The organism is Rhizobium chutanense, from assembly GCF_002531935.1.
Classification (GTDB): Bacteria; Pseudomonadota; Alphaproteobacteria; order Rhizobiales; family Rhizobiaceae; genus Rhizobium; species Rhizobium chutanense.
The window spans coordinates 131,610-144,238 of record NZ_NWSV01000010.1; the positions used below are offsets into that span (position 1 = coordinate 131,610).

10 protein-coding genes are annotated in these 12,629 nt (G+C 63.2%); 5 read left to right on the forward strand and 5 right to left on the reverse strand.

Going from position 1 to position 12,629, the window contains the following annotated elements; all coding sequences use genetic code 11:
• Positions 1-6: 6 nt before the first annotated feature.
• On the reverse strand, positions 7-1,017 hold the full coding sequence (locus tag CO666_RS17610) for a FecR family protein (protein ID WP_097613400.1): 1,011 nt from the start codon (positions 1,015-1,017) through the stop codon (positions 7-9).
• Positions 1,018-1,312: 295 nt separating this feature from the next.
• Between CO666_RS17610 and CO666_RS17615 the strand changes: the two genes are divergently transcribed.
• The 5 genes from CO666_RS17615 to CO666_RS17635 all read left to right on the forward strand — a co-directional run bounded on the left by CO666_RS17615 (position 1,313) and on the right by CO666_RS17635 (position 6,965).
• A complete protein-coding gene (locus CO666_RS17615; protein ID WP_097613402.1) occupies positions 1,313-2,566 on the forward strand; it encodes a sarcosine oxidase subunit beta family protein in 1,254 nt (417 codons plus the stop codon).
• 79 nt (positions 2,567-2,645) lie between these two features.
• The gene (locus CO666_RS17620; RefSeq protein ID WP_097613404.1) at positions 2,646-2,987 is read left to right on the forward strand and encodes a sarcosine oxidase subunit delta; all 342 of its coding nucleotides are present in this window, start codon (positions 2,646-2,648) and stop codon (positions 2,985-2,987) included.
• Positions 2,984-5,977, forward strand: a complete 2,994-nt coding sequence (locus tag CO666_RS17625) for a sarcosine oxidase subunit alpha (RefSeq protein ID WP_097613406.1) — start codon at positions 2,984-2,986, stop codon at positions 5,975-5,977. Before CO666_RS17620 ends, CO666_RS17625 begins: the two co-directional genes overlap by 4 nt.
• A complete protein-coding gene (locus CO666_RS17630) occupies positions 5,970-6,518 on the forward strand; it encodes a sarcosine oxidase subunit gamma (RefSeq protein WP_097613408.1) in 549 nt (182 codons plus the stop codon). Before CO666_RS17625 ends, CO666_RS17630 begins: the two co-directional genes overlap by 8 nt.
• A 45-nt stretch (positions 6,519-6,563) precedes the next feature.
• Entirely contained in the window at positions 6,564-6,965 is a 402-nt protein-coding gene (locus CO666_RS17635) for a VOC family protein (protein WP_097613409.1), read from the forward strand.
• A 14-nt stretch (positions 6,966-6,979) separates the two neighbouring features.
• Here the strand turns inward: CO666_RS17635 and CO666_RS17640 are convergent, their stop codons facing one another.
• The 4 genes from CO666_RS17640 to glgA form a co-directional block, all read right to left on the reverse strand.
• The gene (locus CO666_RS17640; protein ID WP_097613411.1) at positions 6,980-7,468 is read right to left on the reverse strand and encodes a MaoC family dehydratase; all 489 of its coding nucleotides are present in this window, start codon (positions 7,466-7,468) and stop codon (positions 6,980-6,982) included.
• 90 nt (positions 7,469-7,558) lie between these two features.
• A complete protein-coding gene (glgX, locus tag CO666_RS17645; RefSeq protein ID WP_097613413.1) occupies positions 7,559-9,535 on the reverse strand; it encodes a glycogen debranching protein GlgX in 1,977 nt (658 codons plus the stop codon).
• 12 nt (positions 9,536-9,547) lie between these two features.
• Complete coding sequence (locus CO666_RS17650) at positions 9,548-11,179, reverse strand: alpha-D-glucose phosphate-specific phosphoglucomutase (protein ID WP_097613415.1); 1,632 nt, start codon at positions 11,177-11,179, stop codon at positions 9,548-9,550.
• Positions 11,180-11,185: 6 nt separating this feature from the next.
• Positions 11,186-12,628, reverse strand: coding sequence for a glycogen synthase GlgA (gene glgA, locus CO666_RS17655; protein ID WP_097613417.1), 1,443 nt, complete (start codon positions 12,626-12,628; stop codon positions 11,186-11,188).
• Position 12,629: the final 1 nt, after the last annotated feature.

The following is a 12,629-nucleotide window of genomic DNA, read 5'->3' on the forward strand; positions in this document are numbered from 1 at the left end:
CGGGCCTCAGCGGCCGCGATTGAAATTCCGGCCTCTGTCGTGGTTGCGATCGTTGTCATGATCACGATCGCGATGTCCATGATGGTCGCGGTCGTGGTCACGATGATCCTCGCCGTGGTTTCCCGGCTTGCCGTCATCGTCATGCCGGCCATGACCCTCGTGCTTGTCAGGCCTATCCGGTTTGTCATGGTGCGGCCCGTCATGGTGCGGTTTGTCATGGTGCGGCGGGTCGGTCTTGTTCGGCCGCTCCTTTTGCGGCTCGGCCTGTCTCTGTGGCGGATCCTGTCTTTGCGGGACAGGCGCAACGGCCGGCGGAGGCTGCTGTCTGTCTTTTCTCTCCGGCGCGACTGACGCCATATTGCAGCCGCCGATCATGCCGATGCCGCCTGCAAGCCGCTGGTTGCCGGAGAGAAAGGGGAGGGCGCGGGAATTTCCGAGCGTATCGAGAATGCTGGGATCGACCCGGCGTGCTGCCGACATATTGCCGTTCGGCTTGGCCACCACACAATCGCAGCGCTGCTGCAACTGCCGGCAGCCGCCCGGGCCGCAAAACCGGGCCGCGCCATTCAACAGGACAACGGCGGTCGTGCCATCCGGGCCGACATAGAAATCGAAAGCGGTGCCGCGCACGCCGATCGTGCCGGCGGGCGTCAGGATCTGGTAGGCCGAGGAGTTGGAATTGCCGCTCACCCAGCGGAAAGTTCCCTTCGCCGCTCTGATGGTGAGCTGCTTTACCGATTGTGAATCATCGAAGACATATTTGTCGATGACGACCGAGGAGCCCCAGCCCACCGCAAGCTTGGTGCCGTCGCGGAACAGGAACTGGCCGAGGCCTGATGGGGATGTCTTGATGCGCTCGTTGCGATGAACGCTGGCGTCGACCTCGATCGGGCCGCTCTGTCCCGTCACCTCCGTCTTGATGACGACGGCTTGGCCGACGGGCTCGGCGGCAAGTGCCGCTTGCGCGCCGGCGATGACAACGCAAAGCGCCAAGAGTAATGAACGCCGACCCCACATGATACAGGAACCCCGGGAACATGGGGTGAATTAACATTTTAGTAACTGCTTGTCTTCTTGCCCAGTTGGGCTAGGACCCGGCCGCAGGCCCAGGAAGGTTGGTTGCCTCCTCTGCTGCGCGGCCTTCGGAAACAGCGCGTGATGTCGCCCCGAAAACCGCGCGCTTTTCGGCATCATGTCGCTTAGTGTCAAAAGTAAAGCGTTCGGCTGTCGCAAAAGAGCCGTTGTGCCGCATTTGGATTTGCGATTTGTATGGGCACGGAGAACAGCCCTTTCCCGAAGGAGAAGAAGGCGGATGCGGAAATATTCGGTTTTTGCCGTGGCGAGGGAGGCCCTTCGGGGCCATAGGGGCTGGGAGAAGCAGTGGACTTCGCCGGAGCCTCGCGCCGAATACGATGTGGTCATCATCGGCGGCGGCGGCCACGGGCTGGGTGCTGCCTATTATCTCGCCAAGGAGCATGGCATCACCAATGTGGCGGTGATCGAGAAAGGCTGGCTCGGCGGCGGCAATACCGGCCGCAATACCACGATCATTCGTTCGAATTATCTCTACGAAGAGAGCATGCACATTTACGAGCATTCGATGAAGCTCTGGGAGGGGCTTTCTCAGGAACTCAACTACAATGTGATGTATTCGCCGCGCGGCGTGATGATGCTCTCGCACAACATCCACGACCAGCAGTCGTTCAAGCGGCATATCCACGCCAACCGGCTCTACGGCATCGACAATGAATGGCTGACGCCGGAGCAGGCCAAGGCCTATTGTCCGCCTCTCGACATCTCGGCCAGCGCGCGTTATCCGATCAACGGTGCGGCACTGCAGCGGCGCGGCGGCACGGCGCGGCATGACGCGGTTGCCTGGGGTTATGCGCGCGCCGCCTCCGATCGCGGCGTGCACATCATCCAGAATTGCGAAGTGACCGGCATCCGCCGCGGCCCCGACGGACGGGTGACCGGGGTCGAGACCTCGCGCGGCTTCATCGGCGCCAAAAAGGTCGCGGTGTCGGCGGCCGGCCATACGACGACCATCATGAAGATGGCCGACGTGCGCGTGCCGCTGCAATCGAGCCCGCTGCAGGCGCTGGTCTCCGAGCCGCTGAAACCGATCTTTCCCTGCGTCGTCATGTCGAACACGGTGCATGCCTATATCTCCCAGTCCGACAAGGGAGAGCTCGTCATCGGCGCCGGCACCGACCAGTATAATTCCTATTCCCAGACCGGCGGGCTGCAGATCATCACGCATACGCTCGATGCTATCTGCGAACTCTTCCCGATGTTCCGGCGCGTCAAGATGATGCGGCAATGGGGCGGCATCGTCGACAATACGCCGGACCGTTCGGCGATCCAGTCGAAGACGCCGGTTCCCGGGCTCTACGTCAATTGCGGCTGGGGCACCGGCGGCTTCAAGGCGACCCCGGGCTCGGCCAATCTCTTCGCGCATCTGATTGCCCGCGACGAGCCGCACAAGTTCAATGCCGGGCTGACGCTGGAGCGTTTCCGCACCGGCCGGCTGATCGACGAAGCGGCGGCGGCGGCGGTGGCGCACTGATGACGTTCATTATGGCCGAGATTTTGTGGGGGAGCGTTACGTTCCCCGTTGCACCGACCCTATGCGCCGGGAGGCTTACATGCTGCTGATCCATTGCCCTTACTGCCAGGAAGAGCGCTCCGAGCTGGAATTCCGTGGTGCAGGTGACGCGCATATCGCGCGGCCCACCGATATCGCCTCGATCTCGGACGAGGAATTCGAGGCCTATTTCTTTCTGCGCGATAATCCGAAGGGGCTGATCTTCGAACGCTGGCGCCATATTCACGGCTGCGGACGCTTCTTCAACGCGGCGCGCGATACGGTGACCGACAAGTTCATCATGACCTACAAGGCGGGTGAGCCGAAACCGGAGATCGGGGCTGCCGCCAAGCAGCATGGGCCTGTCGAGACATATGAAGCCTTGGAAGGAGAGGCGCAATGAGCGGTGCACATCGTATCGTCGGCAAGGGGCGCCTGACGCCGGCCAAGACCGCGCGCTTCAGCTTCGACGGTCAGACCTATACCGCGCTTGAAGGCGATACCGTCGCCTCGGCGCTGATCGCCCACGGCGTGCATCTTCTGGGACGATCATTCAAGTATCACCGTCCGCGCGGCATTCTCTCGGCCGGTGCCGAGGAGCCGAATGCGCTGATCGACGTCGCCCGCGATGCGGCGCGCAAGCAGCCGAACGTGCGCGCGACGGTTCAGGAAGTCTTCGACGGCATGATCGTCAAGTCTCAGAACCGCTGGCCCTCGCTCGCCCGCGATGTCGGTGCCATCAACAATCTGATGTCGCCATTCTTCGCCGCCGGTTTCTACTACAAGACCTTCATGTGGCCGCGCGCCGCGTGGAAGCATGTCTACGAACCGCTTATCCGTCGCGCCGCCGGCCTCGGCGTCGCGCCGACCGAAGGCGATCCCGATCATTATGCCAGCCGCTACGCCCATTGTGACGTGCTGGTGGTCGGCGCCGGTGTTGCCGGGCTTTCGGCGGCACTGGCCGCAGCCCAGACCGGCGCGAAGGTGATCCTCTGCGACGAGCAGGCGGAAGTCGGCGGTGCACTGCGCTACGATGCCGGCGTCACGATCGACGGCCAGGACGGTTATGCCTGGGCGCAGAAGACCGTGGCGCAGCTGAAGTCGATGGACAATGTCGAGGTACTCACCCGCACCACCGCCTTCGGCTACTACAACCACAATTTCATCGGTCTCGCCGAGCGCGTCACCGATCATCTCGCCAATCCCTCCCATGATCTGCCGCGCGAGCGGCTCTGGCAGGTCCGGGCCAAGCGGGTGATCCTTGCCAATGGCGCCATCGAACGGCACATGGTGTTCCCGAACAACGACCGGCCGGGCATCATGCTGGCCTCGGCGGCGCGGACCTATCTCAACCACTACGGCGTTGCCGTCGGCAAGAATGTCGGCATCTATACGGCGCACGACTCTGCCTATGAGGCAGCTTTCGATCTGAAACGGGCAGGTGTTTCGATCGCCGCCATCGTCGATTGCCGGCAGGCGCCGGGAGCGGCGGTGCTGGAAGAGGCGCGTGCGCTCGGCATCGATGTCCTGACAGGGCAGTCGGTCGTCAACACGGCGGGGCGGCTGCGCATCTCGTCGATGACGGTGGCGCGCAACGGCGGCGGCTCGCCGCGCAAGATCGCGGTCGATGCGCTGCTGGTTTCGGCCGGCTGGACGCCGTCCGTGCATCTGTTCTCGCAGTCGCGCGGCAAGGTCGCCTTCGACGCCGAAAGCCAGCGCTTCCTGCCCGGAACCTACGCGCAGGACTGCCTCTCGGTCGGCGCCTGCAACGGTACCGACGATCTGCAGCGGACGATCGAGGAATCGCTTGCTGCCGGCGAGCTGATGGCGCAGGCCACCGGCAAAAGCGGCGGCGAGAAGATCGCGATTTCGGCCGAGCAGGCCTATGAGTGGACGGGCGGCATGATCGGCGCTGCCGAAGGCGCGGGCCCGAAGACCAACGCCAAGGCCTTCATCGATTTCCAGCACGACGTCTGTGCCAAGGATATCCGCCTTGCCGTGCGCGAAGGCATGCATTCGATCGAGCATATCAAGCGCTTCACGACCAACGGCATGGCCTCGGACCAGGGCAAGCTGTCCAACATGCACGGCCTGGCGATTGCCGCCGAAATGCTCGGCAAGGAAATCCCGCAGGTCGGGCTTACCACGTTCCGTGCGCCCTATACGCCCGTCAGCTACGGTACGCTGATCGGCCATTCGCGCGGAGAGCTGTTCGATCCGACGCGCAAGACGCCGCTGCACGCCTGGGAAGAAGCCCACGGCGCAGTCTTCGAAGATGTCGGCAACTGGAAGCGCGCCTGGTTCTATCCGCGCGCCGGCGAGACCATGCATCAGGCGGTTGCCCGCGAATGTCGGACGGCGCGCGAGTCGGCCGGTATCTTCGACGCCTCGACGCTCGGCAAGATCGAGGTGGTGGGTCCGGATGCGGCGAAGTTCCTCAATCTCATCTATACGAATGCCTGGGACACGCTGAAGCCCGGCAAGGCCCGCTACGGCATCATGACGCGCGAGGATGGCTTCGTTTATGACGACGGCGTCGTCGGACGCCTGGCGGAGGATCGTTTCCACGTGACGACGACGACCGGCGGCGCGCCGCGCGTTCTCCATCACATGGAAGACTACCTGCAGACGGAATTCCCGGATCTGAAGGTATGGCTGACCTCGGTGACCGAACAATGGGCTGTCATCGCCGTCCAGGGGCCGAAGGCGCGCGAGATCGTCGCGCCGCTGGTCGAAGGGGTCGATCTTTCGAACGAGGCTTTCCCGCATATGAGCGTTGCCGAGTGCACGGTCTGCGGCGTACCGGCGCGGCTCTTCCGCGTCTCCTTCACCGGTGAAATCGGCTTCGAAATCAACGTGCCGGCCGATTACGGCCAGTCGGTGCTCGAAGCGGTCTGGGCCAATGCCGAACCGCTCGGGGCCTGCGTCTACGGCACAGAGACGATGCACGTCCTTCGCGCAGAGAAGGGCTACATTATCGTCGGCCAGGATACTGACGGCACCGTGACCCCCGACGACGCCGGCGTTGCCTGGGCGGTTTCGAAGAAAAAGAAGGATTTCGTCGGTATCCGCGGGCTGCAGCGGCCGGACCTCGTCAAGGAGGGACGCAAGCAACTCGTCGGCCTCGTCACCAAGGATCCGAAGCTGGTGCTCGAAGAAGGTGCGCAGGTCGTTGCCAACCCGAACGAGCCGAAGCCGATGACCATGCTCGGCCACGTCACCTCGGCCTACTGGTCCGAAAGCTGCGGCAGGTCGATCGCCTTCGCGCTTGTCGCCGGCGGCCGGGCGCGGATGGGCGAGACGCTCTACGTGCCGATGCCGGACCGGACGATCGCCGTCGAAGTGACGGATCTGGTGTTCTTTGACAAGGAAGGAGGCCGCATCCATGGCTGATGTCGCAATTCGCAAGCCGGTGCTTGACGGCCGTCTCGGCGGCTCCGCAAACGTGCGGCTCACGGTGGCCCCGGCCGCGAGCCGGGTGGCGCTGCGCGCGCCGACGGAATCGCTTAAGGCACTTTCCTCCGCTCTCGGCCTGTCCGTGCCGACCACCCCGAAGACATCCGGCCGGGCCGGTGCCCGATCGGTGCTCTGGATCGGGCCGGATGAGTGGCTTGTCATCGATGAGGCCGGCGCCGATCTGATGGCGGCATTTGCAGGCGCCGGAGCGCTGCATTCGGCGACCGACGTTTCCCACCGCAATGTCGCGATCATCGTCTCGGGACCGGGCGCCGAAACCACACTTGCGGCCGGCTGCCCGCAGGATCTGTCGCTTGCTGCCTTTCCGGTCGGCGCCGCGTCGCGCACCATTCTCGGCAAGGCGGAGATCGTGCTTCTCCGCACGGAGGCGGATACGTTCCGGGTGGAATGCTGGCGGTCGTTTTCCGATTACGTCTTCGGGCTGCTGGCCGAAGCGGCCGGTGATGCGGGACATTGAGGCCGGGGCAATTCCTGCATAGTCCTCTGTTCAAGGGATAAGCGGATGTTGCACCATGCTTCCCTCGGCGTTTTCGATATCGAACGGTCGGCGGCATTTTACGATGCCGCCCTTGCAGCGCTCGGTTATGTCAGGGTCTGGGATGACATCCGGCCGGGGCAGACAGGGCAGGCGGTCGGCTACGGGCCTCCCGGCGGCGGCGACAAGCTGGCGATCAAGCATCGGCCGGAGGGCCAATGTCCTCCCGGCCCGGGTTTTCATCTGGCCTTTGCCGCGCCGAGCCGCGCGGCGGTCGATCGATTTCATGCGGCGGCCATCGCGCATGGCGGCCGTGATAATGGCGATCCCGGTCTGCGGCCCCATTACGGCGAGCATTATTATGCCGCCTTCGTCATCGATCCGGACGGGCACGCTCTCGAAGCGGTCATCAATTTGCCGGAGCCATAAGAGCAGCGTTTTGCTTAGGCGTCCTCGGGGCGGTCCTTCGGGTCGAATTGGATGATGGTGATCCATTTTGCCGTCAGCGCCGGCTTCTTCTCGTTTTCGATTTCAATGGTCACGTCATAGGTGGTCATCAGCATGCCGCCGCCGCGGAAACGGGCATCGGAGAGCAGGAATCGGCCGCGCACGCGGGCGCCGCTTTTCACCGGCGTCATGAAGCGGACGCGATCGAAGCCGTAATTGATGCCCATGGTCTGCTCGCGCACTTTCGGCAGGCAGTTGTAGTTCATCGCCGACAGCAGAGACAGTGTCAGGAAGCCATGGGCGATGGTGCCGCCGAAGGGGCTCTCGGCTGCCGCGCGTTCGGGATCGACATGAATGAACTGATGATCGTCGGTCGCCGCCGCGAAGGCGTCGATCATCGTCTGGTCGACGGTGATCCAATCCGAAAGGCCCGTTTCCATGCCGATCAATCCCCGCACGTCGGAGAGTGAAATTTCCGTGACCATGAATTCCTCTTGAAACAAGCCGCCGCCTCAAAGCCTTATCGTGCATTTATGACGATTGCGACAAGGATTCGCCCAGGCGGGCCGAGGGGGTCATTTTTCTAAGAAAAAGGCGACGGAGCGTGGCTCGACGGTAACGCCGGGGCCGGCTTTCTTCGTTCCCTCCGGCGTCAACTGCCGCCAGGCCGCCTCGCCGTCCGAGGGAAGCGTGAAGATCTGGCGGCTGTCGGACCGGTTGAAGAGCACGGCAAGCCGGGTCCGCCCGCCCCGAGAGGAGCGGTCGCCTGTTATAAGCAGCATGCCGAGGGTCGAGAGCGACGGCGTCTCCCATTCGGCGACGGTCATCGCTTCGCCGGAGAGCGAAATCCATTCGACGTCACCATCTCCGGAGAGGAAGCCGGCTTCCGAAAAGACGGTGAAGCGGCGGCGCAGCCCCGAGACGAAGGCGGTGTGGGCGACGAGGTCCTCGTTCAGGGCCTTCCAGTCCAGCCAGGTGATTTCGTTGTCCTGGCAATAGGCGTTGTTGTTGCCGTGCTGGCTGCGGCCGCCCTCGTCGCCTGCCGTCAGCATGATGCTGCCGCGGGTGGCAAAGAGCGTCGATATCAGCGCCATCACGTCGCTGATCCGGCGCTTGCGGATCGTGGGATAGAGGGTTTCGCCCTCGACGCCGTTGTTCCAGGAATGGTTCTCGTTGTGGCCGTCGCGATTGTGCTCGCCATTGGCGTCATTGTGCTTGGCGGCGTAGGAGACGAGGTCGATCAGCGTGAAGCCGTCATGGGCGGCGAGGAAATTGACGCTGCGCGTGCCCCTGCCGTCGTTACGGGAGAAAATGTCGGAGGAGCCGGCAAGCGCTGTCGCCAATGCGCCGGTCTTCCATTGGTCCCCGCGCCAGTAGCAGCGCAGATCGTCGCGAACCCGGTCGTTCCATTCGAGGAAGGGACTGGGGAAATTGCCGAGCTGATAACCGCCCGGGCCGATATCCCAGGGTTCGGCGATCATGATGCGGTCGGCAAGCACGTCGTCGGCGAGGATCGCGGCAAGGGTTCCATCGCGCTCGAAGCCCGTCGCGGTGCGGCCGAGCACCGGGGCAAGATCGAAGCGAAAACCGTCGACGCCGGCGTTGAGCACGAAATGGCGCAGGCTGTCGATGATGAGACGCCTGACCTCTGGATGATCGCAGGCGAGCGTGTTGCCTGTGCCGGTGTCGTTGACGAGTTCGCCCGGCCCATTCCGGGCGTGGCGGTAATAATGCAGATTGTTGAGGCCGCGCAGCGACAGCGTCGTCCCGTAACGGTCGCTCTCGCCGGTATGGTTGAAGACGAGATCGAGGATGACGGCGATGCCTTCGGCGTGGAGAGCGGCGACCGTTTTGCGGAGTTCCGCCATGCCGCCCGGCGCCAGCCGCGGATCGAGCGCCATGAAGGCGACAGGATTGTAGCCCCAGCCGTTGGTGAGGCCGAGCGGCGGCAGATGGCGTTCGTCGATCCAGGCCGTGATCGGCATCAGTTCGACGGCATCGACACCGATCCGCTTCAGATGGGCGATGACGGAGGGATGGGCAAGCGCTGCGACCGTGCCGCGCTCGGCTTCCGGCACGTCGGGATGGAGAATGGTGAAGGGCCGCACCGCCACTTCATAGATAAAGCCGCCCGGTTTGAAGAGCGGCTTGCCGATTGCGGCTCGCGTGTCGGTGGTAACGATCGCCTTCGGCATCAGATCCTGGCTGTCCTCGCCATAGATGCCGAGGCGGGGATCGTAACGGAACGGCCGATCGATCTCTTTGGTGTAGGGATCGATCAGCAGTTTCGAGGGGTCGAACCAGAGGCCGTTGTCGGGCGCATAGATGCCGTCGGCGCGATAGCCGTAACGCGCGCCCGCCTTCAGCCCGTCGACGAAGAGACGATGGGTGTGATTGCCGTCGCGCGCCATCGGCAGGCGCGCGAATTCCCTGTTGCCGTCATTGTCGAAGAGGCAGAGTTCGATCTGGGCGGCATCATGTGACCACACGGCAAATTCGACGCCGGTCTCGAAGACGATCGCGCCGCTTTGCGCCGAACTGGACCCCCGCATGTTCCCCCCGGATCAGGTGATCACGGTTGGCGCGTCGCGTCCCGTGCGTTCACGAATGCTGGCAATGCTTTCGGCGGCCGCGATCAGATCGGCGAGCGCTTCCTGCGTTTCGATGTTGTGGCGAGTCGAATCCGGCTCGTAGCGCTCGATATAGACGCGCAAGGTTGCGCCAGACGTGCCGGTGCCGGAGAGGCGGAAGACGACGCGGGAGCCGCCTTCGAAGAGGATGCGGATGCCCTGATGCTCGCTCACCGATTTGTCGATCGGATCGTGATAGGCGAAGTCGTCGGCCTTTTCGACCTTCAGGCTGCCGAAGCTCTTGCCGGGCAGGGTAGAAAGCTGGCTGCGGAGATTGTCCACAAGGCCGTTCGCCGCATCGGTATCGAGGCCTTCGTAATCGTGTCGCGAATAATAGTTGCGGCCATAGGTCTGCCAGTGCTGGGTGACGATATCGACGACGCTTTCGCCGCGCACGGCAAGAATGTTCAGCCACAGCAGCACCGCCCAGAGACCGTCCTTCTCGCGGACGTGACTGGAGCCGGTGCCGGAGCTTTCTTCGCCGCAAATCGTCGCCATGCCGGCGTCGAGCAGATTGCCGAAGAACTTCCAGCCGGTCGGCGTCTCGTACATGCCGATGCCGCGTTTTTCGGCGACGCGGTCGGCAGCCCCCGATGTCGGCATCGAACGGGCGATACCGGCGAGACCGCCGGAATAGCCGGGGGCGAGATTGGCGTTGGCGGCCAGGATCGCCAAGCTGTCGGAGGGGGTGACGAAAATGTCGCGGCCGATGATCAGGTTGCGGTCGCCATCGCCGTCGGACGCGGCACCAAAATCGGGCGCGTCGTCGCCCATCATCTCATCGAACAGTTCCTTGCAGTGAACCGGGTTCGGGTCGGGATGATGACCGCCGAAATCCGGCAGCGGCATGAAGTTGCGCACCGAGCCCAAGGGAGCGCCGAGGCGATTTTCGAAGATTTCCTTGGCATAGGGGCCGGTGACGGCGCTCATCCCATCGAAGGCGATGCGGAAGCCGAGGCTGATCAGATTGCGGATGGCGCCGAAATCGAACAGTTCTTCCATCAGCGCGGCATAGTCCTCGACCGGGTCGATGACCGAGAGGATCATACCGCCGGGAAGCTCGTCCTTGCCGATGCGGTCGAGATTGACGTCGGCGAAATCGGCGATCTTGTAGCTGTCGATCGTCTTGGAACGCGCATAGATCGCGTCGGTGATCTTCTCCGGGGCCGGGCCGCCATTGTTGATGTTGTATTTGATGCCGAAATCTTCGGTTGGGCCGCCGGGATTGTGGCTGGCCGACAGAATGATGCCGCCGAAGGCCTTGTATTTGCGGATGATGTGCGAGGCGGCCGGCGTCGACAGGATGCCGCCCTTGCCGACCATGACCTTGCCGAAGCCATTGGCGGCGGCCATCTTGATCGCCTTCTGGATGACTTCGCGATTGTAGTAGCGTCCGTCGCCGCCGATGACGAGGCACTTGCCCTGATAACCTTCCAGCGAATCGAAGATCGACTGGATGAAGTTCTCCGCATAGTTCGGCTGCTGGAAGACCGGAACCTTCTTGCGCAGGCCCGAGGTGCCGGGTTTCTGGTCCAGATAGGGCGTGGTGGGTACGGACTTGATCATTTTAGGTCACATGCCTTTCGAGACGAGGCTTGAATAGAGGGCAGCGTAGCGTTCGGCGCTCTTCTCCCAGGAGACATCCGATTTCATGCCCTGCTTTTGCAATTGGGTCCAGAGTTTTCGGTCCGCGTAAAAATGCATCGCACGGCGGATTGCCTGTAGCATGCCCGTTTCCGTCACGGGTGAGAATTGTATGCCGGTTGCCACTTTTGCCGCAAGTGCGGCGTGATTGGCGTCGATGACCGTATCGTTCAGCCCGCCGGTGCGGGCGACGATCGGCACGCAGCCGTAACGCAGGCCGTAAAGCTGGGTCAGGCCGCAGGGTTCGAAGCGCGAGGGGATGATGATCGCGTCGCAGCCGGCCTGCATCAGATGCGACATCGGTTCGTTATAACCGATCGAGACGCCGATGCGGCCGGGATGGCGGCTGGCCGAGGCGAGCAAGGCGCCTTCGAGCGCTGCTTCGCCGGAACCGAGCACGACGAGCTTGCCGCCCATGGCGACGATTTCGTCGGCAACGTTGGCGACGATATCCATGCCCTTCTGCCAGGTGAGGCGGCTGATGACGCAGAAGATCGGGGCGTCGTCATTGTCGAGACGGAAGAATTCGGCAATCGAGCGCCGGTTCTCCTCACGGTTCTTCAGCGTCGTCGGGCCATAATGGGTGTGGACGACAGGATCGGTCGCCGGGTTCCAGATATCGGTGTCGATGCCGTTGACGATGCCGTGCAGATCATCGATGCGGCTGGCGATGACACCGTCGAGCCCCATGCCGAATTCCGGCGTCAGGATCTCGTCGGCATAGGTGGGGCTCACCGTGGTGATTGCGTGGGCGGTCTTCAGGCCGCCCTTGAGGAAGCCGACAGTGCCGTAATATTCGATGCTTTCGGTGGCGAAGGCATGGGCGGGCAGCCGCAGGCCGGGAAAGATCTCGGAACCGAACTGGCCCTGGAAGGCGATGTTGTGGATGGTCAGCACGCTCGGCAGTTCCGGAGTCGGATAATAACGCATATAGACCGAGGTCAGCGCTGCCTGCCAGTCGTGGGTGTGGACGAGATTCGGCCGCCAGCCGGGCAGCAGCCCGGCGGCGATCTCGGAAGCAGCAAGCGACAGAGCGGCGAAACGCCGCCAGTTGTCGGGGTAGTCCTTGCCGAGCGGATCGAGATAGGGACCGCCCGGCCTGTCGTAATAGGCCGGCGCATCGAGGACCAGCAGGTCGAGGCCCTCGTGCTCAACCTCCAGCACGGTTGCCTTCTCACCGAGCAGGTCGGGGAATTCGAGCCTGACGACGGGGTCGCGAATGACCTTCATGACGGCGGGATAGCCGGGCAGGAGGGTCTTGGTTTCGACCCCGAAGGCTTTCAGAGCAATCGGCAGGGCGCCTGACACATCGGCCAGGCCCCCTGTCTTGATCAAAGGGAAGACTTCGGACGAAACCGAAAGAACTTTCATA